The organism is Nitrospirillum iridis (genome assembly GCF_014205765.1).
GTDB lineage: Bacteria > Pseudomonadota > Alphaproteobacteria > Azospirillales > Azospirillaceae > Nitrospirillum > Nitrospirillum iridis.
Genome location: NZ_JACIIZ010000014.1, coordinates 97,163 through 120,596, shown reverse-complemented (window position 1 = coordinate 120,596; position 23,434 = coordinate 97,163). Strand labels below are relative to the sequence as shown.

Here is a 23,434-nt window from a genome sequence, read left to right as displayed (position 1 = left end):
CAGGATCATGGCAGGCAGGGCACGCAAACCCAAGGCGGAGATGGTGGATCCCCGGAACCAGATGGATCTGTTCGGCGCACCAGCCCCGGCCGCCACCAACGCTCCCACCCCCCTGCGCCCCCGACCGCCGGCCGAACCCGCGCCGGCCGACCTGGATGATTCCGCGCTGCTGGCCCGCCTGCCTGATGCCGGTCTCAGCAAGGCATTGCCCCTGATCGCGGAGGTCGGCCGCCGCCGGCTGGCGGGCGCCGTGCCTTTGCTGGGGGTGCGGTTGAAGCGACTGGCCGGCTACGGTCTCACCGGACGGGAACCGGTGGCGGTGCTGGAGGCGCTGGCCGCCATCGGCGGCCCTCAGGCCACGGCCATCGTCGCCGGGCTGCTGGGCGGTGGCGTCTTGGCCGGCCCGGTGCAGGTGGCGGCGCTGGCCGCCGCCGTGCGGCTGGAGGTGGCGCTGGACCGCAAGGTGCTGCTGCGTCTCTTGGGTACTGACGACGCGGCGGCGCGGGCGGCGGCCTGCCGCTGCGTGCGGCAGGCGGAATTCCCGGTCATCGATGCGCTGGAAAAGTTGCGGGCCGATCCCGACCGCACCGTCGCCGCCGGTGCCGTCTGCGCGCTCGGCCGTCTGGGCCGCCCCACCGTGCGGGCGGATCTGGCGCAATTGGTGACCGCGGCGCCGACGCGGGAGACGGTGGCGGCGCTCGCCTCGGTCATGGATCATGTGGGCGTGGATGGCGACGGCCTGGTGGCGCTGCGTCGCGCCGCCCGCCATGCCGACCTGCGCGACGCGGTGCTGGAGGCGCTGGACGGTTTCGATGACGCCCAGGCCACGGCCATGGCCGCCAAGCTGCGCCAGCAGGCGGCGGATCACGTCGCTGCCGCCTGAAACAAGCCGCCGTCTGAAACGACAGGGGCCGAAACGACAGGGGCCGGCCCCGAGGGACCGGCCCTTGCCGGAAAGCAGACGTTGAAGGGCGTGCGAAACTCAGGCCTTGCCCGCCGCGGCGACCTTGCCGGCCCCGCCCGACCGGGCGGCACCCTTGGCCGGGGCGGGCAGTTCCACGTTGACCTCCAGCGTGGAATAGCCGCTGGCGCGGTCCAGCTTCACCGCCACCTTGTCGTCGTCGATGGAGACGTACTTCTTGATGACGTCCAGCAGCTCTTTCTGCAGTTGGGGCAGGAAGTCGGGGCTGTCGCGGCCGGCCCGCTCATGCGCCAGCACGATCTGCAGGCGTTCCTTGGCCTGGTCGGCCGCGGACGCCTTCTTGGGCGTGCGGAAGAAATCGAAGATGCTCATGCCGTCCTCCGCAGCAGCCGGTCGAAGAAGCCCTTCTTCTCCACCTTGACGAAGCGGTGCTCGATCTTCTCGCCCAGGAAGCGGCCGACGGCGTCGGAATAGGCCTGGCCGGCATTGGACTTGTCGTCCAGCACCACCGGCATGCCGACGTTGCTGGCGCGCAGCACGGCGGGGCTTTCCGGAATGATGCCCAGCAGCGGGATGGCCAGGATCTCCAGCACGTCCTCGACCTTCAGCATCTCACCCTTTTCCACCCGCTCCGGATCGTAGCGGGTGACCAGCAGGTGCTCCTGCACCGGCTCCTCGCCCTTCTCGGCGCGGCGCGACTTGGCCTGGATGACGCCCAGGATGCGGTCGCTGTCGCGCACCGAGGAGACCTCGGGATTGGTGACGATGATGGCATGGTCGGCGAAGTACAGCGCCATCAGTGCGCCGCGCTCGATGCCGGCCGGGCTGTCGCAGATGATGTAATCGAACTCTTTCTTGAGTTCGTTCAGGATCTTCTCGACGCCCGCCTCGGTCAGCGCGTCCTTGTCGCGGGTCTGCGAGGTGGGCAGGATGAACAGGTTCTCCACCCGCTTGTCCTTGATCAACGCCTGGCTGAGGCGCGCCTCGCCGTTGATGACGTTGATGAAGTCGAACACCACGCGGCGTTCGCACCCCATGATCAGGTCCAGGTTGCGCAGGCCCACATCGAAATCGATGATGCAGGTCTTGAACCCCCGCAAGGCCAGGCCGGTGCCGAAGGCGGCGGATGAGGTGGTCTTGCCGACGCCGCCCTTGCCCGATGTCATGACGATGATCTTGGCCAAGAACGTCTCCCTTGGAAAAGAAGGTTACTGGGAAAACCGGCCGTGCGTCAGACGGTGACCGGATCGATATGCAGGAAGCCCTGGTCCAGGTAGATCTGGACCTGGCGGCGGAGGACGGACTTCTCCAAATCCTCGCTCACCCGGTACAGCCCGGCGATGGAGACCATCTCCGCCTCCAGGCTTTGGCAGAAGATGCGGGCGGTGCGATCACCCGCCATGCCCGCCAGCGCGCGGCCGCGCAACGCGCCGTAGACGTGGATGTTGCCGTCGGCGACCAGCTCGGCCCCCGGCGACACCGACCCGATGACCACCAGATCGCCACCCTGGGCGTACAGCTGCCGGCCGGACCGCACATTCTCCCGCACCAGCAGGGTGGCCTTCTGGTAGGGCAGGTCATGGGCCGGGGCCGGCGCGACCACGGCGGGGGCGGGCACGTCGGCCACGGCGGCGGGGCGGGGCGCCGGCGCGGCGTCGGGCGTGGCGCGTCCCTGCGGAAACACGGCCAGGCCAACGGCCAGCGCCGCCTCCTGCTGTTCGCGGGTGCCGCCCTGCAGGCCCACCGCGATCAGGCCCAAGGTGCGCAACAGGTCACAGAAATTCTCAAAATCAAAGCTCTGTCCCGGGGGAAGGTCATCCAGGTCCAGCACTACCGGCGCATTGCGGAAAAAATTGGGCGCCTGACGCACCTTGTCCGACAGGGCGAAAAAGAAATTCTGGGCATGCGGGTCCGAAACCTTCAGCACCATCATGGTGAAGTTGCTGCCGCGCAGTTGGAACGGCGCGTCCCGAAATGCCACCTGGTTGCTCATCTCGCCCTTGACCCCTTAAGTCCCTAGTTCGCCTGACCGCGTCCACCTGACCGTCGCCCCGGTCCCGCGCGCAATGGAAACCACCCTGTCCCGGACCGGGGGCCGGGGGCAGCATGGTGACCGCCCGCGGGGGGCAGAGGGTCCTTGAGATGCGGCGGCGCCGCCTTGCCCGAAGCGGGAAGGATGGCACCACGGGCCGAACCCATCGAAGGCGCGTTTCAAGACCAGATGGGAACAGGCGTCAAGGGAATCCTCAGATCCATATTTTGAGCGGAAAGCGCCGACCCACACAATATTTATTGAGTCCGGATGCACCTTCGGGGTGGTTGGGCGCGGCCCCCGGTTGGGCGCGTATCCCGGCAGCCTCTTGAATCACGGGGGCGTTTGCGCCGCCGCGGCGCCGGCCGGTGGGTCGCAAGCCACGGGCCGCCTTATGCCGAATGGGCATGGGGATGGCGACTCGGGAGGGCCGCGCCTACCGCGCTGCGGCGACTCGGGTGGCGCCCCGGCCACTAGATATGGGTATGAATCTTTGATGTAAGCCCCATGGCTTGCTGACAGACGCTCGCACCTGCGGTAGGATGCATACCAGGGTCGTCACTCAAGAATGACGGGTCGGGGTATTGCCAAACTGTGCGCCGCTGCCTTTGCTGCCGTGTGCCCGCCGGGGGGAGAACCTCCCCCCGATGTCCCCGCCGCCGTTGGCCCTCGCAAGGCCGCCATCGCCCCGCACCGACCATCGCTGCGTTTCCGCATCGGCCCCCGGAGGGGGATGTGGACGATCCGTGGCGCTGCCCTGTCGGCCCCCGACGATGGCTCCCACCAAACCGCATGCCCCCCGCACGGGGATGCGGTTTTTTCGTGCCCGGTCTCCGGCGCCTGGGGTCCCAACCCCCGCCGCCGCCCGGCGCGCGGTTCCTGCCTGCCTGGTAACCAGGCCGCGGGCATGCGCCCGCGGCGCAATCCGGTGTGACTGAGGAGACAGATATGGCCAAGCGTCCAGTGAAGGTGACTTCCGGCGGCTCCAGCGCCGACAAGGTGCGCCCGCTTTTCCCCGATGCGGCTCCCGCCCGCCCCGCTCCCGCCAGCGGCACCTGGGATCCCATCGAGGAACGGCGGGACCAGAGCTACATACGCAAGGTCAAGCCTCAAAGCCCCAATCAGAAGGTGCTGATGGAGGCGATCCAGGCGCACAACCTGGCGCTGGCCCTGGGGCCGGCGGGCACGGGCAAGACCTACCTGGCCATTTCCAGCGCGGTGGAAGCGCTGGAGGCCGGCAGCGTCGACCGCATCATCCTGTCGCGCCCCGCCATCGAGGCGGGGGAGAGCATCGGCTATCTGCCGGGCGACATGGGGGAAAAGATGGCCCCCTTCCTGCGCCCGCTCTACGACGCGCTGAACGACCGCCTGGGCGGCAAGCGCCTGCGCACCATGATGGCCGAAGGCACGATCGAGATCGCGCCGGTGGGCTTCATGCGCGGCCGCACGCTGAACAACGCCTTCATCGTCATTGATGAGGCGCAGAACTGCACCTACGGCCAGATCAAGATGCTGCTGACCCGCCTGGGCTGGCATTCCACCATGGTGCTGACCGGCGACCCCGACCAGTCCGACCTGCTGAACGGCCTGTCGGGCCTGGCCGACATCGCCAACCGGCTGGAACCGGTGGAGGGTATCGCCGTCGTCCGCCTGAACGAGCGCGACATCGTGCGCCACCCCCTGGTGGCCAGCATGCTGACCGTGCTGTAAGGCGTTTCCTGAACTGACAAGCGGGGGCGGGCGGTGCCGGTGGCGCCGCCCGCCTTTGTTTTCGGGCGCGGCGCGAGTTACGTTACAGGCGACCTACTATCACGCCGAGCAGGCAGTCCATGCCCAGATATCTAATCCACGCTCTGATTGCTCTTGTCGTGGGAGTGGTCGTTTTTCTTATTGCAGCGCTTTTCTCACCTCGAGTTGTTGGTGGGGCCGTTGTTAGGAAACGTCTGATCCGCCTGCTGCTTACCCTGGTGCCGGCGCTTGGCCTGGCCGCCCTCGTGGCCTGGTGGCTGGGCGCGCCACCGTCCTCACGCCCGGCGTCCAGCGCCAGCAGCACCGGGGCGGCGCCAACCGCCGGCGGCGGCCAGATCGTGCCCGGCGTCGCCGTGGGTGGGCCCTTCACCCTGGTGGACCAGTCGGGCAAGGCCGTCACGGAGAAAAGCTATGCCGGGTCCTGGCGGCTGATGTTCTTCGGCTACACCTTCTGCCCCGACATTTGCCCCACCGAGTTGCAGGTCATGGCCCAGGCCATGGACCAGCTGGGGCCGGAGGGCGAAAAGGTCCAGCCCATCTTCGTCACCGTTGATCCCGGTCGCGACACGCCGCAACAGCTGTCGGACTACGTGGCCCAGTTCCATCCCCGGCTGGTGGGCCTGACCGGCACGGCGGCCCAGGTGGGGGCGGCCACGCGGGCCTGGCGGGTCTACGCCGCCAAGGTCAACGGCGACGACCCGGAAAACTATCTCATGGACCACTCGACCTATGTCTACCTGATGGACCCGGACAACCGCCTGGCCACCATCTTCGCCCGGGGCACCACGGCGGAAGACATGGTAAAGGGCATCCGCGAGGCCATGGCCAAGGGGCCAGCGGGGAAGTGATTCCAGCGGGGAAATGACAAGGCCGTGTTCGACAGGAATGAAACCATGATCCGCGTCCGCTCCATCCTCGCGCCGCTCCTCATGGCGGCGGCGCTGGCGGCTGTCACACCCGGCCCCGCCGATGCCCAGGATGCCGCGTCCACCGTCGAGGCCTCCGCCGCCTGGTCCCGGCCCACCATCCGGGGGGCCAGGGCCGGCGTGGCTTTCGTCACCCTGCGCAACAAGGGGCCGGCCGACCGGCTGGTGGCGGTGGAGGCCGACGTGGCCAAGATGGCGCAAATCCACCTGGCGGAGGTGGTGGACGGCATCGCCCGCATGCGGCCGCTGGCGGACGGGGTGGCCCTGCCGGCGGGCGGCACGGTGACGCTGAAGCCCGAGGGCGCGCACATCATGCTGATGGGCCTGACCCAGCCGCTGCGGGTGGGTGAGCGCGTCCATTTGACCCTGCGATTCAAGGTCGCGGCGCCTCTCACGGTCGAGGCGACGGTGCTGGCGCCGGGGGCGGAGCCGGGCATGGGCGGCGGTGCTACGCAGGGTGGCGGACACGGGCCGGGCTGAGCTTGTGGCATCGCCCCTGTGCGCGCCACGCAGGGGGTCAAAATAGTTCTTTAGAATCAGATACTTGGCACTGTACTTTTGCGACTTGACAGGGGGTGGGCCGCCCCGTATGGTGCCGCCGCTTTCGCATGGCGACGACTCCACTGCGGCGGAAGGGGCATACCTCCAGGGGTTCAGACCTTGACGGACCAGACACCCCCGCCTTCCTTGGATGAGCTTGAAGCCCGGCTGCGGGAAGCGCGACGCGGCGCCGACGCCTCCTCCTCCTCTCCGTCACGGCGGAAGGATGAGGCTGGGAATGGTTTGCTTGGCGTCGCGTTTCGCATAGGGGCGGAGCTGGTCGCGGCGATGGTGGTTGGCGTCGGTGGCGGTTTGGTCATCGATCGCTGGCTGGGCACGTCGCCCTGGGGACTGATCGGCATGTTCGTCCTGGGGTCGGCGGCCGCGATGTTGAACGTATACCGGGCCGTCAACGGCATGGGATACGCGGTAGGATACCGGCGGCCGGATGCGGACGCCAACTCAGGGGGCGGAACCAACTCCACCCCCGCCAAGGATGAAGGTGAGGGGAATCGTGGCCACTGATCCGCTGCATCAGTTTCGCATTGAGCAGATCGTTCCTCTGCATCTCGCCGGGCACGACGTCTCCTTCACCAATTCCTCCTTTTACATGGTGGTCGCGGCCGTGCTTGTCACCGCCCTGCTGACCGTCGGCACCGCCGCCCGCGCGCTGGTCCCCGGCCGGCTGCAGTCGGTGGCGGAGCTGTTGTACGAATTCGTGGCGGGTATCGTGCGGGACAATGCCGGCGCCGAGGCGCGGCCCTATTTCCCCTTGGTGTTCTCGGTTTTCGCCTTCGTGCTGTTCGGAAACATGATCGGCATGATCCCGGGCACCTTCACCTTCACCAGCCATATCATCGTCACCTTCGCGCTGGCCGCCATGGTGTTCGTGTTCGTGACCATCGTCGCGGTGATCCGTCACGGCTTCCACTTCTTCAGCTTCTTCCTGCCGCCGGGCGCGCCGTTGGCCCTAGCGCCGCTGCTGGTCCTCATCGAGGTCATCTCCTACCTGATGCGTCCGGTCAGCCTGTCCATTCGTCTGTTCGCCAACATGATGGCGGGCCATACCATGTTGAAGGTTTTCGCCGGCTTCACCATCACCATGATCGGCGCGCTGGGCGCGGTCGGGTGGCTGGCCGGCGCCGTTCCGGTGGCCATCAACGTGGCCCTGATCGGCTTTGAGATCATGGTGGCCTTCCTGCAGGCCTACGTTTTCACCGTCCTGACCTGCCTCTACATCCGCGACGCGATCGAGCTGCACTGATACCGGTCGTCTATCGGTAGAGCCCGTCTTCACCTTTCAACCGTTCCATCACAGAGGAAGTCTATAATGGATCCGCAAGCCGCTAAGTTCATCGGCGCCGGTCTGGCCATGTTCGCCCTGGCTGGTGTCGGCATCGGCATCGGCAACATTTTCGCCAACCTGATCGCCGCCGTTGGCCGTAACCCGGCCGCCCGCGCCTCCGTGTTCCCGATCGGCATTCTGGGCTTCGCGCTGACCGAAGCCGTCGCGCTGTTCGCGCTGCTGATCGCCTTCCTGATCCTGTTCGCCTAAGCCTGCCCCTGGGCTTGATGGAACGGTCGCGGCGGTCCGCCCCATCCGGGGAAGGCCGCCCGCGTTTGAAGTGGGCATAGGGGGCGCTTCCGGTATACCCGGTGGCGCCCCTGTACCCATGTTCACGGCCGCCAGGCCCGCCGTTTCGCCGATCCCGTTCCCAGGTTTCGATCCGATTTCCGGCGATGGCCCGGTGCTGGGTGTCCCAGGGTTTATGCTCTTGGATGATTTTGGCGCCAGACTCCAGATCCGGGCGATCTCGCAATCAAGGTGATCTTCATGGTGAATCCAAGGCTCATGGTGTGGCTGAAGGGCCTTGCCGCCGCCGCCGTCCTGACGGTGGCCCTGGGCGGCACGCCGTCGTTCGCGCGGTCGGGTGAAGAAGCCACCCATGCCGAGCCCGGTGTGGAGCAGGAAACCGGCGTGCATGATGAGAAGGGCCTGCCCCAGCTCAACGCCAAGACCTTCCCCTCACAGATTTTCTGGCTGGCCCTCACCTTCGGCACGCTGTACCTGCTGGTGGCCAAGGTCGGCCTGCCGCGCGTCGGCGCCGTTCTTGAGGCCCGTGAGGCCAAGATTTCCGGCGATCTGGACAAGGCGACGCAGCTGAAGGCGGAAACCGACGCCATCGTCGCCGCCTATGAGAAGGCCGTCGCCGAAGCCCGCGCCAGCGCGCACAAGCTGCTGAACGAGACCGCCGTCGCCGCCGATGCCGCCGCCGCCCAGCGCACGGCCGATGTCGCTGCCGGCCTGGCCGCCAAGCAGAAGGACGCCGAGGCCCGCATCGAGGGCCAGAAGCAGACCGCGCTGGCCAATGTCCGCGCCGTGGCCGCCGAGGCCGCCGCCGCCGCCGTCATCAAGCTGGCGGGTGTCGAGCCTGACCAGGCCGGTGTCGATGGCGCCGTGGATGCCGCCCTGAAGGAGCGTGCGTGATGTTCGATCTGCAGAATCCCACTTTCTGGGTTGGCGTCGCCTTCGTCGTCTTCGTGGCGCTGGTCGTCTGGAAGGGCGGCCTGGGCGCCCTGGGCAAGAGCCTGGATGCCCGGGCGGAGAAGATCCGCCTGGAAATCGAGACCGCGAACAAGCTGCGCCAGGACGCCGAGGCGGCCCTGACCGCCTATCAGAAGAAGCAGCGGGACGCCCTGAAGGAAGCCGACGCCATCATCGCGTCGGCCCGTGAAGAGGCCGACCGCATCCGCCAGCACGCGGAAGCGGACCTGGAAGCCACGCTGAAGCGCCGCGAGGCCCAGGCCCTGGAGAAGATCGCCCAGGCCGAGGCCGCCGCCTTGCAGCAGGTGCGCAGCCTGGCCGTGGACGTGGCGCTGGCCGCCACCGAGAGTCTGTTGGCCCAGAGCATCGACCAGTCGCGCAGCGACGCCATGGTCGCCGCCGCGATCGACGAATTGCCGGCCAAGCTGCACTGATCCCCGCCGGGGTCCGGTCAGTCGACATGAAAAAGGGCGGTCCCATCGGGGCCGCCCTTTTTGATTCCGGAGCCGCCGGCATCACCTACTTCGGCTGATACTCCACCACTGGCGCCACCTTGCGCGCGGCCTTGCCGATGCCCCGGCGCAGGGTGACCTTGGTGTGGCCGGCCTTCCACTCGGCGCTGGCCGAGTCGGCGTCCTTCTGCCGGCCGGCGGGGGCGCCCAGCTGCTTCACCAGTTGCGCGTCGACCCCGTCGCCGCAGTCCTTGGACGCCTCCTGGCCATAGAGGGTGACGCGGCGCAGGGCGTTCTTCTTCATCTCGAAATCCACGGCATAGGCGCAGCCGCCCAGGCGCACGCTTTCCAGGCCGAACAGGTAGCGGACGTGCGCGCCGCCCTTGTCGTCCTTGGGGGTCATCTCGAACTCCCGCGCCTTGGGGTAGGCGGCCATGATCTGCTTGTGGGTCATGCCCCAGGTCACCTGGCCCCAGCCGTTGAGGTCCTTCGCCTTCGCCGGCGGCTTGGCCGATTCGTGTTTCGGTTTGGCGGCCGCCAGCGCCGTGCCCGGGGCGGCGCTGAAAGCCAGGACCGCCAGCAGGCAGAGGAGGCGGGAAATGCGGTGGTTCATGGTTGTTGTTCTTCGTATGAAAAGAATGCCCGAATCGGAACCATAACAGCTGAAAAGGCGCTCAGCCCAGCGCCTCCAACTCATCGATGAAGCCCTTCAGCATGCCCAGCCCCTTGTGCCAGAAGGCGGGGTCGGTGGCGTCCAGGCCGAAGGGCACCAGCAGTTCCTTATGCCGCTTGGTGCCGCCGGCCGCCAGCATCTCCAGATAGCGCCGGGCGAAGGCGTCGGACCCATTGTGGGTAGTCGCTTCCTCGAAGGCCGCATAGAGGCTGTTCACCAGGCAGTCGCCGAAGGCGTAGGCGTAGACGTAGAAGGGTGAATGAATGAAGTGGGGGATGTAGGACCAGTAGGTCGCGTATCCCTCATCGAATCGCAGGGCCGGCCCCAGGCTCTCCGTCTGTACCGCCTGCCAGAGTTGGCCCAGACGGTCCTCCGACAGTTCGCCCTGGCGGCGTTCGGCATGGACCCGGCGCTCGAAATCGTAGAACGCCGTCTGGCGCACGACGGTGTTCAGCATGTCTTCCACCTTGCCGGCCAGCAGGGCGCGGCGGCGGGCGGGGTGGGTCTCGGCCGCCAGCAGGCCGCGGAAGGTCAGCATCTCCCCGAACACGCTGGCCGTCTCCGCCAGGGTCAGGGGCGTGTCGGACTGCAGGTGGCCCTGGGCGCCCGCCAGCACCTGGTGCACGCCGTGGCCCAGTTCATGGGCCAGCGTCATGACGTCCCGCGTCTTGCCCATGTAGTTGACCAGCAGATAGGGGTGGGCGCTGGGCACGGTGGGGTGGGCGAAGGCGCCGGGGTTCTTGCCTGGCCGCACGGGCGCGTCGATCCAGGCATTGTCGAAGAAGCGCCGGCCCACGGCGGCCAGATCCGGGCTGAAACGGGCGTAGGAGGACAGCACGATCTCCCGCGCCTCCTCCCAGGGGATGGTGGGCTCCGTCCCGTCGGGCAGGGGGGCGTTGCGGTCCCAATAGTCCAGGGTGTCGCCGCCGAACCATTTGGCCTTCAGGGTGTAATAGCGGTGCGACAGCTGGGGGTAGCTGTCCTTGACGGCGCCGACCAGCGCCTCCACCACCCCGTCCTCCACCCGGTTGGACAGGTTGCGCGCCGACCAGGGCTGGTCATAGCGGCGCCACTTGTCCTCGATCTCCTTGTCCTTGGCCAGGGTGTTGGTGATCAGGGTGAACAGCTTGATGTTGCGGCCCAGCACCGCGCCGATTTCCAACGCCGCCGCCTGGCGTGTGGCGGTCTCCGGCGCGGATAGCAGGTTCAGCGCCTCCGCCGAGGTCAGGTCCCGGCCATCGATTCGGAAGCGTAACGATGCCATCGTCTCATCGAACAGGCGGGTCCAGGCGGTACGGCCCACCACCGCCTTCTCGTGCAGGAAACGCTCCACCTCGTCCGACAGCTGGTGGGGGCGGAAAATGCGCACGTCGCGCAGCCAGGCGGCATAGCGCCGCAACTCCGGCGCCTTCAGCTTGGCGGCGATGTCCTTGTCCTCCAGCTGGTTCAGTTCCAGGGTGAAGAACAGCAGGTGGACGGAGATGGCGGTCACCCTCTCCTGCATGGACTGGTGGAAACGGGCGATGGCGCCGTTGCTCTGGTCGCCGGCATAGAGCAGGCCGGCGTAGCTCATGATCCGCGTCAGCGTCTCATCCAGCGCCTCGTATGTCTCGACGGCCTGGCCCAGCTCCCGTCCCGACAGCTTGGGCAGCTTGGCGGCATAGCGCTGGTGGAAGGCCTGCGCCTCCCTGGCCACCCGGTCCAAATCGGCGTTCAGGGCCGGGCTGTCCGGCCCGGCGTACAGGTCGGACAGGTCCCAGGTGGGCAGAGGCCCCAGGGAAACGGTGTCGGTGGTCGCGGTCATGGGGTCCGGCGTCTCATCCAGCGAAATGTCGGATGAGACTATAGCCGGCTGCGCTTAATCGGAACCATAGCCGGCTATAGCGGAGTCTTTCCGTGAGCAGCTTCACGCCCAAAGGCGATGCCGCCTTTGGGTGATCTCTATACCGGATCGTCCCCTTAGCTGCGCCAGCGCAGGACGGTATCGCGCACGGGATTTTCGAAGGGGCGCTTTTCTTCGCGCGCGCGGCGGAACTCATTCTTCAGCTGATAGTACCAACGTGCCTGGGTGTCGGCGTCCTTGATCAGCATCAGTGTCGGGTTGTGGCGCAGGCCCTGCTGCTGCATGACCACCGCGTCCCGGTCCTGGCCCAGGAAACGCCGGGCGATGGGCCGGAACACCGGCTTCAGCAGATTGGCCCACGGCATGGTCCAGTAGAACATATTGGTGATGCGGGTGTTCTGCTCATCCAACGGGGTCACCGCCGTCAGGTTCCACACCCGGTTCTGGCCAGCCTCGATGGTTTCGGTCCGGATACCCGGCAGGCGGAAGGAAATCTCCGTCTCAGGCACCCCGCCGAGGATGGCGTAGGCGCGGGAGTTGCTGGAGGGCCGGTGCTTCTTCATGACGAAGCCGAAGGGGCCGGGGCCGAAGGCCTTTTCCTTGGCGTGAATGGACTTGGGCGTGCGCCAGAACCAGGACTGGTGGACGAAGGGGCCGTGCGCCGGGTCCATCAGGCCCACCACCGCATGGTCCAGGTGGCAGGGGAAATCCATGGTCATGACCATGTCGGGCTGCTTGTCGGCGGGCAGGCCTGGCGGCTGCGGCGGTTCCTGGTCGGGCTCACCCGTGCCCATCCAGACCCAGACGTTGCCGCTGATCTCCCGCACCGGGTACCTGCGCACGCGGATGCGGGCCAGATCGAAATCCTGCCCCTCCACCAGCGAGGGGATGTCGGTGCACTGGCCTTCCCGGTCGAAGCGCCAGCCGTGATAGCAGCATTCCACCTCCGTCCCGTCGAATCGACCGCAGGACAGCGGGATGCCACGGTGAGGGCAGATGTCGCGCAGGGCGAAGACGGCACCATCCGTCGTGCGGCCGAACAGCATGGGCTGGCCCAGCAGGGTCACGGCCTGCATGGCGCCGGGCGCCAGGCTGCCGCCGTTCAGGGCGAAGTACCAGATGTCGTCCAGGAAAAAGTTGGGCTCGGCCAAGGCGTCGTCACCGGATAGCAGGGAAGAATCGAGGGCCGCACTTTACATCGGGGATGGGGTACGGCCAATGAGACAGGTCAAGCGGCCACCGCCTCGGCCATTCCGGGGATGGGCGGCAGGCCCCGCGCCACCTCCGCCACCCGGCGGCGCAGCCAGGCGTGGGCCGGGTGGCTGTCCAGCCGGCGGTGCCAGACCATGGACAGGCGCATGCCGGGCGTCCCCTCCAGGGGCAGCGGCCGCGCCGCCAGGCCGAAGGCCGACGCCAGGGGGTGCGCCACCCGGGCCGGCATGGTGCAGAACAAGTCGCTGTCGCGCAGCATCGGGGCCGCCGCCAGCAGGTGGGAGGCCACGACCGCCAAGCTGCGCTGCCGGCCCAGCGTCTCCAGCATCCGGTCCACAGCCCCCACGCGCGACGCCGTGGCCGACACCAGCAGGTGCGGATAGGCCAGATAGGTCTCCAGGGTCCATGGGGTGTCCAGCGCCGGATGGCCTGGGCGCATCAGGACGGACAGGCTGTCACGCACCAGCATCTGCCGCGTCATATGGGTCGGCGGATCGGGCAGGATGCCCAGCGCCAGGTCCAACAGGCCCGATTCCAGCCCCGGCAGGGCGTTGTCCTTGTCGGCATGGCGCAACACCAGCGACAGGCCGGGCGCCTCCGCCCGCAAGGCCGCCACCAGGGGCGGGCCCAGCACGAACTCGGCATGGTCGGACAGGCCCACAGTCACCGCGTCCTGCGCCTCGCAGGGTTGGAAGGGGCGCCGCGCCGCCAGCGCCGTCCGCACCTGCTCCAAGGCGCCCTGCAGGGGGCCGGCCATGGCGTCGGCGACGGTGGTGGGCACCATGCCGGCGGGCGTGCGGATGAACAGTTCATCGCCGGTATGCTGGCGCAGGCGGGCCAGGGCGTTGCTGACGGCGGACTGCGACAGGCCCAGCGCCCGTCCGGCGCGCGTCACCTGCCGCTCGCGGTACAGCGCGTCGAAGACGTGCAGCAGGTTCAGGTCGATCTGGCTGATATCCATGGGGCGCGTCCTGGGCGGGGGATGACATCATTATCATGAATGGTGATGTTCAAGACCAGTGATTTGGCAAATGGCGTGATCAGGGCCATGTTGGCAGGGTCACGTCCTCCCGAACCAAGGTCCCCGCCCATGTCGCCCGCCTCCGCGATCGCCCCGTCCGTCCCCGCGTCCGGCGCGGCGGTGCGCCAGCCGGTCTATTTCATCTCCCACGGGTCGCCCATGCTGGCGCTGCAGGACAGCGCGGCGCGGCGCTTCCTGCAGGATCTGGGACGCGACGTCCGGGCGGCGGGGGCCCCTCGCGCCATCCTGGTGCTGTCCGCCCATTGGGAGACGGCGGCCCCCACCGCCTCCGTGGCGGACCAGCCCGAAACCATTCACGACTTCGGCGGCTTCCCCCGCGCCTTGTTCGAGATGCGGTATCCGGCGCCCGGGGCGCCGGAGGTGGCGCGGACGGCGTTGGCGGCGTTGGCCACGGCCGGCATCACCGTCACCGCCGGGCAGGCGCGGGGCCTGGACCACGGCGCCTGGGTTCCGCTGATCCTGATGTTCCCGGAAGCCGACATCCCCGTGGCCCAACTGTCCATCCAGCCGCACCTGGGGGCCGGCTACCATCGCCGCCTGGGGGCGGCGCTGCGCCCCTTGCGCGACCAGGGGGTGCTGATCGTCGCCTCCGGCTCGCTGACCCACAATCTGGGGGCGTTGACCTGGGAGGGGACGGACGAGGTGGCGCCCTGGGCCGCCGCCTTCCAGTCCTGGATTCATGACAAGGTCAGCGGCGCCGACGTGGCGGCGCTGGACGATTACCGCGCCCGGGCGCCCTTCGCCCGCCAGAACCACCCGCGCGACGAGCATCTGCTGCCGCTGTTCGCCGCCGTGGGCGCCGCGTCCCCCGGCCAACCCGGCCACCGCCTGCACGCCAGCGTGCAACTGGGGGCCCTGGCCATGGACGCCTACCGTTTCGATTGAAGCCGGTGGCGGCGAAGTGAAGCACCTCCCCTAGCCAGGGTCGCCGCCTTCTGTCCCAATGGCGCCGCACGAGCACGGTGGATTGGGAACGGCGGGATGGGAATGCTGCATCGCGTGGGCATGGCGGCCCTTCTGGCTTTCGCGTCGGGGCCAGCCCTGGCGGACGACGCCCCGGACGCCCGGGCAGAAGTTCCCATCACCTTGACCCGGTTGCCGGATGGCACCCCCCGCTATTCCATCCCGGTGACGGTGGATGGGCGCGTGGTCGAGGCCATGCTGGACAGCGGGTCGTTCGGCCTGCGCCTGCTGGCCGGACCGGAAGGGGCGGGTGAGGGCACGCCGATGCACTATCCCTACGGCAGCGGGGTGGACTTGCAGGGCCCGGCGCGCGGCGCCTCGGTTGCCATCGGGGGCTTGGCCGCCTCCCTGCCGGTGCAGTGGGTCGGCCATGTCGGCTGCATCACGGCCAAGCCGGATTGTCCCGCGCGCGCCTTGTCCCCGGCCGACTACCGCATCGGCGGCGACGGCATTCCCCGCGCCGGTTTCCTGGCCATCATCGGTGTGTCGCTGCCCCACCCTGGCGGGCGACCGCCGCTGCCCAACCCCCTGACCTTCCTGGCGCGCCGCTGGATCATCGACGTGCCGCGTGCCGGCGGGGCGCACGGTCGCCTGGTCCTGAACCCGTCGGCGGATGAGGTGGCGGGCTATACTCGATTCCCCCTGGATCCCGCCCTACGTGGCCGGGGCATGGGGATGAACGACGCCTTGCCCGGTTGCGTCACCGTCGGTGACGACGCGCCCGTCTGCGCCCCGGTGGTGATCGACAGCGGCGCTGCGGGCGTGGTGCCGCTGGGCGCTGCCGGGCCGTCACGTCGTGGCGCGTCGGGCCCGGCGGTGCTGACCATCGGCGCCGGCGCGGATGCCGTTCGCCTGTCCTACACCGCTGGGGCCGACGTCGCCTCGCGCACTGATCTTTCCGGCGTGGCGGGGGACCCGCCGGGCATCCTCACCGGTGTGCTGGCCTATCAGCATGCGGCCGTGCTGTATGACGCGGTCAGTGCCGAGATTGGCTTCAAGCCGGACGCGGCGGCGCCCTGAGGGCATGGAAAAGGCCGGGCGCCCGTGGGGGCGTCCCGGCCTTTGTTCCACTGGTCACAGGGCTCGACGCCCGGTGCCTCACTCCATGCCGAGAGCGGCCTTGTAGAGTTCCAGCAGGGCGTCCTGCTCCTGCCGGTCGTTCTTTTCCATCTTCCGCAGGCGGATGATCTGGCGGAGGATCTTGGTCTCGAACCCGGTGCCCTTGGCTTCCGCGTAGATGTCCTTGATATCGTCCGCGATGCCCTTCTTGTCCTCTTCCAGGCGCTCGATGCGCTCGATGATGGAGCGCAGGCGTTCGCCGGCGATGCCGCCAACATCCGTTACCGGGGCGTCCGACATGGGGAATGCCTCTTCATTTAAGTGGGTGGTCTGAATGGTGAGGGCGCGACCTTACCCGCGCCCGTGCACGCGGGCAAGTCTCAGTCCGTCGGCTTGTTCCGTTCGAACGCCGCTTGCTGCGCCGGCGTGGCCTCGCGCTGGTGCAGGCGCTTGAAGTCGTCATACGGCATGCCATAGACGATTTCCCGCGCGGCCTCGTAATCCAGGGCGACGCCCTTCTCCTCCGCCGCGGCCCGGTACCATTTGGACAGGCAGTTGCGGCAGAATCCCGCCAGGTTCATCAGGTCGATGTTCTGGACGTCGGTGCGCTCACGCAAATGCGCGACCAGCCGACGGAAGGCGGCGGCCTCAAGCTGCACCCGGGTGGCGTCGTCGATTTCGGGAACCATGGATCATCCTCAAAGCGGAAGGGCGGCCGGTTCAGGTGCCGGCCAGCACGTGGTGTATATCGGGACGGCCGAGCAGCCGTCCAAGGGCGCGGGCCAGCAGGCCGGCCCACTGGTCCGCCCCGGCCGGATTGCTGATCAGGTCCTGGCGCACCTCGATCAGCACGCCGGGCAATCCCGGCCGGGTGGAATGCGTATCCAGGGTATAGCCTTCGCCATCCCGTGCCGAATAGGGGGCGTTGTCGCCCACCACCACACCCGGCTCGGCCCGCAACAGGTCCAGGAGGGGCAGGGCCAGGCGGCCATCCTGGTCCCACAGCACGCCCAGGTGCCAGGGACGCCGGAAGCCATCCATGATCGGCGTGAAGCTGTGGATGGAGATGACGGCCGGCACCAGTCCCGCCGCGCGCTTGGCGGCCAGGCTGGCCTGCACCGAGTCGTGAAAGGGATGGAACAGGGCCTCCAGCCGCGCCTGGCGGCACGGTTCGGTCAGCCCCTGGTTGGCCAGGATGGGGGTGCCGTCGCTGACGGCCGGCATCAGGGTGGCGCTGTGCAACGGCCGGTTCAAATCCACCACCAGGCGGGAATAGCCGGCGATGATGGCCGGCGCGTCCAACAGCCGGGCCAGCGCGCGCGTCACCGCCTCCGCCCCGATGTCGCAGGCGATGTGCCGTTCCATGTCGGCCGCGGGCACGCCCAGGGTGCCCAGGCGGGCGGGGACGCGGCGCGACGCGTGTTCGCACACCAACACCGCCGGGGCGCCGCCCCGGGGGTTGATCACGGTGGCGGCCGGCGGCTCGGCCGCGTCAAGGAAGGCGCCTGGGGCGGAAGTCAGCGGGGTGTCCAAAGAGGGCGGCCCATGGCAGGGAAGGATGTCTTCAAGATAGCGGCCCTGGCGCCGGATGGAAGGCCCCGGGCATCACGCCTCACCGTTAATGCCCAGGGCCGCGTCGGTGCGACGGCTTGCGGGCTGTTACAATAATCGTGAAAATGGCAGGGAAAAAGGATGGGGCGTTCGCTTTCCCTCTCCGTCCCGTGCATACTCGGGTAACGTGCAGGCGTCCCCGTTGGGGGCGGGAGGGCCTGCGCGCCCCGTTTGAATGGACCGCGGCTAGATCGCCCCAGGGCCCGGTTGGCGCCAGCGCGCTGGCGGGTGGGGCCAGGGCGCCTGTGGGTGAGGATTGGAATTGGGCGGCATGTACCGGTCGAGCATACGCACACCCCCCGTCGACGCGCCCACGCCGGCGATCCGTCCCGCGGCGACCGCGGATGCCGAGGCCATCCGCCAGGTCCACATCCGGTCCGTCCACGCCTTCTGCGCCGGGCACTACTCCCCCGAGCAACTCATCGCCCTGCTGGGCGGGCGCGAGGCGGCGGACTACCGCGCCGCCATGACGGAGTGGGGGGAGCATGTGATGGTGGCCGACCAGGCCGGCCGGGTGGTGGGTTTCTCCGCCCTGTACAGCGCGGAGGTCCGGGCCGTCTATGTCGATCCGGTGGCGGCCAAGGGCACCGGCCGGCGCCTGCTGGCGGAGATCGAGGACCTGGCCCGCGGCCGCGGTGCCGGCGCCCTCTCCCTCACCTCCTCCATGAACGCGGTCGGGTTCTATGAGGCCATGGGCTATCAGCGCCAGGGGCCGAAGCTGATGACCATGGCGTGCGGCACCCAGCTGGCCGCCTGGGGCATGCGCAAGGCGCTCAGCCGTTAAGCTGCCGAAATCTTTTCCAATCCGCAGGTTGGGCGCTACCCTCGGCGGCGTCAGTTTCCCCAACGCCGGATTGATCACCGTGGCCAACGCCGTCGACATCGCCCCCCAGTATTTCCATGGCCGGGACGGCCAGCGCCTGGCCTTTCGGGAACTGGGGCAGGGGCGGCCGCTGGTGCTGATCCATGGCTATTTCTCCACCGCCACGATCAACTGGCTGAAGTACGGCCATGCCGCCAGGATCGCGGAGCGCGGCTTCCGCGTCATCATGCCGGATTTGCGTGCCCACGGTGACAGCGCCAAGCCGCACGAGGTCTCCGCCTACCCGGCCGACGTGCTGGCCGAGGACGGCTTGGCGCTGGTGGACCATCTGGGCCTCACCGACTATGACCTGGGCGGCTATTCGCTGGGTGGGCGCACCACCATGCGCATGCTGGCCCGGGGCGCCACCCCCGGCCGCGCCATCTGCGCCGGCATGGGCCTGGCCGGCCTGGTGCACACCGCCGGCCGGGGGGAGCATTTCCGCCGCATCCTGACCAACCTTGGCACCTTCCAGCGCGGCACGCCGGAATGGATGGCGGAGGCTTTCCTGAAGACGGTGGGCGGCGACCCCGTGGCCTTGCTGAACGTGCTGGAGACCTTTGTCGATACGCCGCTGGAGGTCCTGCGCGGGCTGACGCTTCCGGTCCTGGTCACTTCCGGCGCGCAGGATCGGGACAACGGCTCCGCCCAGGAACTGGCCGACGCCTTGCCCCAGGCGCGCCACGTGGAAATCCCCGGTGACCATATGAGCGCCGTGACCAAGCCCGAGCTGGGCTTGGCCATTGCCGACTTCCTGGCGGGCTGATCCTCTCAAGCGTTGACTTGCCAGCCGCGTTCTTGCCGCACGCCACATGCCCGGCCTGACGGTCAGGCCGGGGTGGTAATTCGCACTTCGCGCGGGAAGCTGCTCTATAGCCGGCTGCGTTTAATCGGAACCGCAGCTGGCTATAGCTGAGTCTGTCCGCGAGCAGCTTCACGCCCAAAGGCGATTCCACCTTTGGGCGATCTGCTCTAGCCGGCGGCGGCCAGATGCGCGCTGCCGCGCGGGCGGGCGTTGCGGCCGGCGGGCGACGCGTCGGTCACCTGCCAGGGGCGCTGGGCGCCCAGGGATTCCGCCACCGCCAGACCGGCCGACAGCCCATCCTCATGGAAGCCGAAGCCGCAATAGGCGCCGCAGAACCAGGTACGGCGTGTGCCCTGGATCAGGCCCAGCTCCTGCTGGGCGGTGGCGGCGGCCAGGTCGAACAGCGGGTGGTCGTAGATGAACTCACGCACCTTCAGCGAGGCGCGCGGTTCGACGATGGGGTTCAGGGTGACGAACAGGGGCACGCGCTTGTCCAGCCCCTGCAGCAGGTTCATCCAGTAGGTGACCGAGACCTTGGCATCGCGGTCGCGGGTGGAGATGGCGCTGTAGTTCCAGCTGGACCAGGCCTTGGCGCGCCGGGGCATCAGCAAGGGATCGCGGTGCAGCACCGCCCGGTTCATCTGATAGCGGAAGGCGCCCAGGACGCGGCGCTCTTCCTCTGACGGGTCGGTCAGCAGGGCCAGCGCCTGGTCGGCATGGGTGGCCACCACCACCTGGTCGAAGCTGCCGCTCCAGCCTTGCGCGTCCTGGATGTGCACGGCGCCAGCGGTGCGGCGCACGGCCGAGATGGCGCGGCCGGTATGCACATGGCCTTCCAGCGACCGGGTCAGGCGGGTGACGTAGCTGCGGCTGCCGCCCGTCACCGTGCGCCACTGCGGCCGCTCCTTCAGTTTCAGGAGGCCGTGGTTGCAGAAGAAGCGCACGAAGCTCTGCACCGGGAAGGACAGCATCTCGCCGATGGTGGATGACCAGATGGCGGCGCCCATGGGCAGCAGATGGTCATAGATGAAGCGGTGGCCGTAGCGCTGCGCCACCAGATACTCACCCAGCGTCATGGCCGCGGCCGAGGGCTGGTCCAGCAGCGCTGGTGCCGTCTTGTAGAAGCGCAGGATGTCGCGCAGCATCAGATGGTAGGTGGGCGACAGCAGGTTGCGCTTTTGCGCGAACATGCCGGCCAGGTTGGTGCCGGAATATTCCAGCTTGCCCCGATCCAGCGTCACGGCGAAGGACATGTCCGACGCCTGCGTCGGCACCTCCAGATGCTCGAACATCGCCACCAGGTTGGGATATGTGGCGGCGTTGTAGACGATGAAGCCCGTGTCCACCGGCAGGGGGTGGGCGCCGCGTCCGGGCACGTCCACGGTGTTGGAGTGGCCGCCCAGATAGCCGTTCTGTTCGAACAGGGTCACGTCGTGGCCCTGGCGCGTCAGCAGCCAGGCGCAGCTCATGCCCGTGATGCCGGCGCCGATGACGGCGATCTTCATGCGTGTGCTCCCGCTGCCGGTCCTTCCGGGGACCTGGTTTTCCATCTGATTTGCCATCGACATTTAACCTCAGAGGTCAATCGTTGTCGCCCTTGATCGCCCCGAAGGTGTCCAGGGCCCGCTGCCGCGCCGCCTTATGGTCCACCACCGGATGGGGATAGTCGGTACCCAAGCGTACGCCGGCGGCCCGCAGGGTAAGCGGGTCGGCGGTCCAGGGCTGGTGCAGCACGCTGTCGGGCAGGCCCGCCAGCTCCGGAACCCAGCGGCGCACATAGTCGCCCCCGCTGTCGAACTTCTGTCCCTGAAGCACCGGGTTGAACACCCGGAAATAGGGTGCGGCATCGGCACCGCAGCCCGCGATCCACTGCCAGCCGCCGGCGTTGTTGGCCAGGTCCGCGTCGACCAGCGTGTCCCAGAACCAGGCCTGGCCGGCGGTCCAGGGCAGCAGCAGATGCTTCACCAGGAAGGAACCCACCACCATGCGTACCCGGTTGTGCATCCAGCCCGTGGCCCACAGCTCACGCATGCCGGCATCGACGATGGGATAGCCGGTGCGGCCCCGCTGCCACGCGGCCAGCGCGGCCGGGTCATCGCCCCAGGCGAAGGCTTCGAACCGGGGGTTCAGCGGGCGCTGGGGCAGATCGGGGAAATGGTAGAGCAGGTGGTGGCAGAACTCGCGCCAGCCCAGCTCGCGCAGGAATTCCGCGACACCATCGCCGTCATGATCCACCGCCGCCCAGATCTGGCGGGGTGAGATCTCGCCGAAATGCAGGTGGGGCGACAGGCGGGAGGTCAGCGGCCGGGCGGGATAGTCGCGCCCCTCCGGGTAACGCCGCACCGCCTGGGCGAGGAAATCGGCGAGGCGACGCTGGGCGGCGGCTTCGCCCGGCGTCCAGGCGTCACGCAGGCCGCCGGCCCAGTCGGGCCGGGAGGGCAGCAGGCCCCAATCGGCCAGCCGGTCGCCGTCGGGCGGGGTGGGCAACGCGAACAGCTTCCTGGGCGCCGGTAGCGGCGGGCCGGGGTCCAGCCCCTCCCGCACCGCCCGCCAGAAGGGGGTGAAGACCTTGTACGGTCCGCCGCTGCCGGTTTTCACGGTCCAGGGTTCCGCCAGCAGGGCGGCGTTGAAGCTGTCGACACTGATGCCCTCGTCCTTCAGGTCGGCCTTGAGCGCGCTGTCCCGGGCGATGGCGTGGGGCTCATAGCAGCGGTTCCACACCACGGCGGTGGCCCCCGTTTCCCGCGCCAGGGCGCGCAGCGCCACGTCGGCCCGCCCCCGGCGCAGCACCAGGGGGCAGCCCAGCGCGGCCAGCGCGTCGCCCAGCGCCGACAGGCTGTGGTGCAGCCACCAGCGGGACGCCCCGCCTAACGCCCAGGGACCGGGCGTCTGGTCGTCCAGGATGTACAGCGCCACGACCGGCCGTCCGGATTGGGCCGCGTGGGTCAGGGCGGGGTTGTCGGCAAGACGCAGGTCCTGGCGCAACCAGACGATGACGGGGGCGGCGGACGGGACGGTGGACATCAGGCGAACCCTAGAATTTTTCACATGGACCGGTATCCCCCGGCGGGGTGGGGGCCCGGAGGGCACTACAATAGCGGGCAAGAAGAAATGTCGGACACCCTGCCGATCATGGGCTTCCGCGCCAATTTCAGCAGGATGATGGGCGATATGCCGCAGGACGAACCGCGTATGACAAAAGATACGTACCCGTCCTTCCGGTGGATCACCCCCGGCGAAATCTATTCCCCACCCTATACTGATGTATTGGCGTGCTTGTTTTCGCCGGCGGCCACCCTATCTGAAACTATGTCCGCTCGATGATCCAGTCTACCGGTTCCCCCATCCCGGCCTGGTTGCGCACCCCCCAAAGCGCGTTCGGCGGACGACCTAAGGGCGGCCCGGGTCCCCCCATCCCCGGGCCGCCCGTTTCCTTTTTGGGGCCCCTAAAATGTGCCGGTGCTTGCCATGTCCGCCCCCAGGGTATGGGCCCCCAGGATATGGGATGAGTGGAAGGCGTAGCCGCGGTCCCGGTGCAACAGCACGATGCTGAAGGCGCCGGGGAACAGGCGGCGCAGCGCCGGCTCGCGCACGTCCAGCCCGCCGGTATAGGCGCCGAAAGCCGGCAGCACCAGGCGCCGCCCGTCGGTGATGAAGCAGCGGCCGCCCACCCGCCGTGCCCGTGTCGGCACGGTGGCCTTGGGGTGGTAATGGCCGGAGACTTCGCCCACCGCCATGCCGTCCTCCGCCTCATGCCGGAAGACCAGCGGCCCCTCCATCCAATCGGCCACCACCCGGCCGCCCCACGCCGGTGGCGGGGCGGGGTCATGATTGCCGGCCACCCACAGCCAGTCATGGGCCTGGATCAGGGCCGCCAGCCGCCGGCCGTCCTCGTCCGATACCCGGTCGCCCGCGTGGCCGTCATGGAAACTATCCCCCAGGCACAGGACCCGAGTGGGCGCCAGGCGGCGGCAGGTGGCCTCCAGCCGGGCCAAGGTCGCGGCGGTGTCATAAGGCGGCAGCAAGGTGCCGCGCCGGGCGAAGGCGGTGCCCTTTTCCAGATGCAGGTCGGCCACCACCAGCAGGCCGCGCTCCGGCCAGAACAGGGCGCCACTGGCATCCGCCTGCAGCACGGCCCCGTTGAGGGTCAAGGCGGTCTGGTCCCCGGCGGTGCCGGTGCCGAAACGGGCGTTCATGC

At 68.5% G+C, this 23,434-nt stretch carries 27 protein-coding genes; 14 read left to right on the top strand and 13 right to left on the bottom strand.

Features of this window, described 5'->3' with window-relative positions:
• Positions 1-7 precede the first annotated feature (7 nt).
• The gene (locus FHS74_RS22405; protein ID WP_184805487.1) at positions 8-883 is read left to right on the top strand and encodes a hypothetical protein; all 876 of its coding nucleotides are present in this window, start codon (positions 8-10) and stop codon (positions 881-883) included.
• Between the two features lie 99 nt (positions 884-982).
• Here the strand turns inward: FHS74_RS22405 and minE are convergent, their stop codons facing one another.
• From minE to minC, 3 genes are read right to left on the bottom strand one after another with little or no spacing between them, the layout of a single operon-like run.
• Positions 983-1,294: a cell division topological specificity factor MinE gene (gene minE, locus FHS74_RS22400; protein ID WP_184805484.1), complete on the bottom strand. Its 312-nt coding sequence runs from the start codon at positions 1,292-1,294 to the stop codon at positions 983-985.
• On the bottom strand, positions 1,291-2,106 hold the full coding sequence (gene minD, locus FHS74_RS22395) for a septum site-determining protein MinD (RefSeq protein ID WP_184805481.1): 816 nt from the start codon (positions 2,104-2,106) through the stop codon (positions 1,291-1,293). The genes minE and minD overlap by 4 nt, the downstream gene beginning before the upstream one ends.
• A 47-nt stretch (positions 2,107-2,153) precedes the next feature.
• Complete coding sequence (gene minC, locus FHS74_RS22390) at positions 2,154-2,915, bottom strand: septum site-determining protein MinC (protein WP_184805478.1); 762 nt, start codon at positions 2,913-2,915, stop codon at positions 2,154-2,156.
• Positions 2,916-3,902: 987 nt separating this feature from the next.
• On the opposite strand from minC, the gene FHS74_RS22385 reads away from it, so the two are divergent.
• The 8 genes from FHS74_RS22385 (at position 3,903) to FHS74_RS22350 (ending at position 9,148) form a co-directional block, all read left to right on the top strand.
• Positions 3,903-4,664, top strand: a complete 762-nt coding sequence (locus FHS74_RS22385; RefSeq protein WP_184805475.1) for a PhoH family protein — start codon at positions 3,903-3,905, stop codon at positions 4,662-4,664.
• Positions 4,665-4,921: 257 nt separating this feature from the next.
• Positions 4,922-5,551 (top strand): SCO family protein, encoded by a 630-nt coding sequence (locus FHS74_RS22380; protein ID WP_343067003.1) that lies wholly within the window; start codon positions 4,922-4,924, stop codon positions 5,549-5,551.
• A 45-nt stretch (positions 5,552-5,596) separates the two neighbouring features.
• Positions 5,597-6,109 (top strand): copper chaperone PCu(A)C, encoded by a 513-nt coding sequence (locus tag FHS74_RS22375; RefSeq protein ID WP_184805472.1) that lies wholly within the window; start codon positions 5,597-5,599, stop codon positions 6,107-6,109.
• 303 nt (positions 6,110-6,412) lie between these two features.
• On the top strand, positions 6,413-6,694 hold the full coding sequence (locus tag FHS74_RS22370; RefSeq protein ID WP_246463298.1) for an AtpZ/AtpI family protein: 282 nt from the start codon (positions 6,413-6,415) through the stop codon (positions 6,692-6,694).
• Complete coding sequence (locus FHS74_RS22365; RefSeq protein ID WP_343067001.1) at positions 6,684-7,433, top strand: F0F1 ATP synthase subunit A; 750 nt, start codon at positions 6,684-6,686, stop codon at positions 7,431-7,433. Before FHS74_RS22370 ends, FHS74_RS22365 begins: the two co-directional genes overlap by 11 nt.
• A 66-nt stretch (positions 7,434-7,499) precedes the next feature.
• A complete protein-coding gene (locus FHS74_RS22360) occupies positions 7,500-7,724 on the top strand; it encodes an ATP synthase subunit C family protein (RefSeq protein ID WP_184805463.1) in 225 nt (74 codons plus the stop codon).
• 279 nt (positions 7,725-8,003) lie between these two features.
• Positions 8,004-8,657 carry a F0F1 ATP synthase subunit B family protein gene (locus FHS74_RS22355; RefSeq protein WP_246463297.1) on the top strand — a complete coding sequence of 218 codons (654 nt, stop codon included), beginning with the start codon at positions 8,004-8,006 and terminating at the stop codon, positions 8,655-8,657.
• Complete coding sequence (locus FHS74_RS22350) at positions 8,657-9,148, top strand: F0F1 ATP synthase subunit B family protein (protein ID WP_184805460.1); 492 nt, start codon at positions 8,657-8,659, stop codon at positions 9,146-9,148. The genes FHS74_RS22355 and FHS74_RS22350 overlap by 1 nt, the downstream gene beginning before the upstream one ends.
• A gap of 85 nt (positions 9,149-9,233) precedes the next feature.
• Here FHS74_RS22350 and FHS74_RS22345 read toward each other — a convergent pair whose 3' ends face one another.
• The 4 genes from FHS74_RS22345 to FHS74_RS22330 form a co-directional block, all read right to left on the bottom strand.
• Positions 9,234-9,779, bottom strand: coding sequence for a hypothetical protein (locus FHS74_RS22345; protein WP_184805457.1), 546 nt, complete (start codon positions 9,777-9,779; stop codon positions 9,234-9,236).
• A 61-nt stretch (positions 9,780-9,840) separates the two neighbouring features.
• Positions 9,841-11,643, bottom strand: a complete 1,803-nt coding sequence (locus FHS74_RS22340; RefSeq protein WP_184805454.1) for a M3 family oligoendopeptidase — start codon at positions 11,641-11,643, stop codon at positions 9,841-9,843.
• Positions 11,644-11,798: 155 nt separating this feature from the next.
• On the bottom strand, positions 11,799-12,833 hold the full coding sequence (locus tag FHS74_RS22335) for an aromatic ring-hydroxylating oxygenase subunit alpha (protein ID WP_184805451.1): 1,035 nt from the start codon (positions 12,831-12,833) through the stop codon (positions 11,799-11,801).
• A 77-nt stretch (positions 12,834-12,910) separates the two neighbouring features.
• Positions 12,911-13,855, bottom strand: a complete 945-nt coding sequence (locus tag FHS74_RS22330; protein ID WP_184805448.1) for a LysR family transcriptional regulator — start codon at positions 13,853-13,855, stop codon at positions 12,911-12,913.
• 129 nt (positions 13,856-13,984) lie between these two features.
• Between FHS74_RS22330 and FHS74_RS22325 the strand changes: the two genes are divergently transcribed.
• Positions 13,985-14,821 (top strand): DODA-type extradiol aromatic ring-opening family dioxygenase, encoded by an 837-nt coding sequence (locus tag FHS74_RS22325; RefSeq protein WP_184805445.1) that lies wholly within the window; start codon positions 13,985-13,987, stop codon positions 14,819-14,821.
• 96 nt (positions 14,822-14,917) lie between these two features.
• A complete protein-coding gene (locus FHS74_RS22320; RefSeq protein WP_184805442.1) occupies positions 14,918-15,919 on the top strand; it encodes a hypothetical protein in 1,002 nt (333 codons plus the stop codon).
• Positions 15,920-15,997: 78 nt separating this feature from the next.
• Here the strand turns inward: FHS74_RS22320 and FHS74_RS22315 are convergent, their stop codons facing one another.
• The 3 genes from FHS74_RS22315 to FHS74_RS22305 all read right to left on the bottom strand — a co-directional run bounded on the left by FHS74_RS22315 (position 15,998) and on the right by FHS74_RS22305 (position 17,491).
• Positions 15,998-16,258, bottom strand: a complete 261-nt coding sequence (locus tag FHS74_RS22315) for a DUF2312 domain-containing protein (protein WP_044560135.1) — start codon at positions 16,256-16,258, stop codon at positions 15,998-16,000.
• Between the two features lie 80 nt (positions 16,259-16,338).
• Positions 16,339-16,647 carry a DUF1244 domain-containing protein gene (locus FHS74_RS22310; RefSeq protein ID WP_184805439.1) on the bottom strand — a complete coding sequence of 103 codons (309 nt, stop codon included), beginning with the start codon at positions 16,645-16,647 and terminating at the stop codon, positions 16,339-16,341.
• Positions 16,648-16,678: 31 nt separating this feature from the next.
• On the bottom strand, positions 16,679-17,491 hold the full coding sequence (locus FHS74_RS22305) for an N-formylglutamate amidohydrolase (protein ID WP_211106485.1): 813 nt from the start codon (positions 17,489-17,491) through the stop codon (positions 16,679-16,681).
• Between the two features lie 349 nt (positions 17,492-17,840).
• Here FHS74_RS22305 and FHS74_RS22300 point away from each other — a divergent pair, with 349 nt between their 5' ends.
• Both FHS74_RS22300 and FHS74_RS22295 read left to right on the top strand, forming a co-directional pair.
• Positions 17,841-18,353 (top strand): GNAT family N-acetyltransferase, encoded by a 513-nt coding sequence (locus tag FHS74_RS22300; protein WP_184805436.1) that lies wholly within the window; start codon positions 17,841-17,843, stop codon positions 18,351-18,353.
• Between the two features lie 28 nt (positions 18,354-18,381).
• A complete protein-coding gene (locus FHS74_RS22295) occupies positions 18,382-19,197 on the top strand; it encodes an alpha/beta fold hydrolase (protein WP_246463296.1) in 816 nt (271 codons plus the stop codon).
• A 206-nt stretch (positions 19,198-19,403) separates the two neighbouring features.
• Here FHS74_RS22295 and FHS74_RS22290 read toward each other — a convergent pair whose 3' ends face one another.
• Together FHS74_RS22290 and FHS74_RS22285 are read right to left on the bottom strand one after the other, a co-directional pair.
• A complete protein-coding gene (locus FHS74_RS22290) occupies positions 19,404-20,741 on the bottom strand; it encodes an NAD(P)/FAD-dependent oxidoreductase (protein WP_184805432.1) in 1,338 nt (445 codons plus the stop codon).
• 76 nt (positions 20,742-20,817) lie between these two features.
• Positions 20,818-22,260, bottom strand: coding sequence for a cryptochrome/photolyase family protein (locus FHS74_RS22285; protein WP_184805429.1), 1,443 nt, complete (start codon positions 22,258-22,260; stop codon positions 20,818-20,820).
• 87 nt (positions 22,261-22,347) lie between these two features.
• On the opposite strand from FHS74_RS22285, the gene FHS74_RS22280 reads away from it, so the two are divergent.
• Complete coding sequence (locus FHS74_RS22280; RefSeq protein ID WP_184805426.1) at positions 22,348-22,560, top strand: hypothetical protein; 213 nt, start codon at positions 22,348-22,350, stop codon at positions 22,558-22,560.
• 122 nt (positions 22,561-22,682) lie between these two features.
• Here the strand turns inward: FHS74_RS22280 and pdeM are convergent, their stop codons facing one another.
• Positions 22,683-23,432 carry a ligase-associated DNA damage response endonuclease PdeM gene (pdeM, locus tag FHS74_RS22275; protein WP_184805423.1) on the bottom strand — a complete coding sequence of 250 codons (750 nt, stop codon included), beginning with the start codon at positions 23,430-23,432 and terminating at the stop codon, positions 22,683-22,685.
• Positions 23,433-23,434: the final 2 nt, after the last annotated feature.

Bases quoted from the DNA above. Each gene is read 5' to 3' on its own strand.
- minE (WP_184805484.1), bottom strand. From the start codon at position 1,294: ATGAGCATCTTCGATTTCTTCCGCACGCCCAAGAAGGCGTCCGCGGCC.
- FHS74_RS22325 (WP_184805445.1), top strand. From the start codon at position 13,985: ATGTCGCCCGCCTCCGCGATCGCCCCGTCCGTCCCCGCGTCCGGCGCG.
- FHS74_RS22320 (WP_184805442.1), top strand. From the start codon at position 14,918: ATGGGAATGCTGCATCGCGTGGGCATGGCGGCCCTTCTGGCTTTCGCG.
- FHS74_RS22285 (WP_184805429.1), bottom strand. From the start codon at position 22,260: ATGTCCACCGTCCCGTCCGCCGCCCCCGTCATCGTCTGGTTGCGCCAG.
- FHS74_RS22345 (WP_184805457.1), bottom strand. From the start codon at position 9,779: ATGAACCACCGCATTTCCCGCCTCCTCTGCCTGCTGGCGGTCCTGGCT.
- FHS74_RS22350 (WP_184805460.1), top strand. From the start codon at position 8,657: ATGTTCGATCTGCAGAATCCCACTTTCTGGGTTGGCGTCGCCTTCGTC.
- FHS74_RS22290 (WP_184805432.1), bottom strand. From the start codon at position 20,741: ATGAAGATCGCCGTCATCGGCGCCGGCATCACGGGCATGAGCTGCGCC.
- FHS74_RS22385 (WP_184805475.1), top strand. From the start codon at position 3,903: ATGGCCAAGCGTCCAGTGAAGGTGACTTCCGGCGGCTCCAGCGCCGAC.
- FHS74_RS22340 (WP_184805454.1), bottom strand. From the start codon at position 11,643: ATGACCGCGACCACCGACACCGTTTCCCTGGGGCCTCTGCCCACCTGG.
- FHS74_RS22315 (WP_044560135.1), bottom strand. From the start codon at position 16,258: ATGTCGGACGCCCCGGTAACGGATGTTGGCGGCATCGCCGGCGAACGC.
- FHS74_RS22300 (WP_184805436.1), top strand. From the start codon at position 17,841: ATGTACCGGTCGAGCATACGCACACCCCCCGTCGACGCGCCCACGCCG.
- pdeM (WP_184805423.1), bottom strand. From the start codon at position 23,432: ATGAACGCCCGTTTCGGCACCGGCACCGCCGGGGACCAGACCGCCTTG.
- FHS74_RS22310 (WP_184805439.1), bottom strand. From the start codon at position 16,647: ATGGTTCCCGAAATCGACGACGCCACCCGGGTGCAGCTTGAGGCCGCC.
- FHS74_RS22330 (WP_184805448.1), bottom strand. From the start codon at position 13,855: ATGGATATCAGCCAGATCGACCTGAACCTGCTGCACGTCTTCGACGCG.
- FHS74_RS22360 (WP_184805463.1), top strand. From the start codon at position 7,500: ATGGATCCGCAAGCCGCTAAGTTCATCGGCGCCGGTCTGGCCATGTTC.
- FHS74_RS22405 (WP_184805487.1), top strand. From the start codon at position 8: ATGGCAGGCAGGGCACGCAAACCCAAGGCGGAGATGGTGGATCCCCGG.
- minC (WP_184805478.1), bottom strand. From the start codon at position 2,915: ATGAGCAACCAGGTGGCATTTCGGGACGCGCCGTTCCAACTGCGCGGC.
- FHS74_RS22280 (WP_184805426.1), top strand. From the start codon at position 22,348: ATGTCGGACACCCTGCCGATCATGGGCTTCCGCGCCAATTTCAGCAGG.
- FHS74_RS22375 (WP_184805472.1), top strand. From the start codon at position 5,597: ATGATCCGCGTCCGCTCCATCCTCGCGCCGCTCCTCATGGCGGCGGCG.
- FHS74_RS22355 (WP_246463297.1), top strand. From the start codon at position 8,004: ATGGTGAATCCAAGGCTCATGGTGTGGCTGAAGGGCCTTGCCGCCGCC.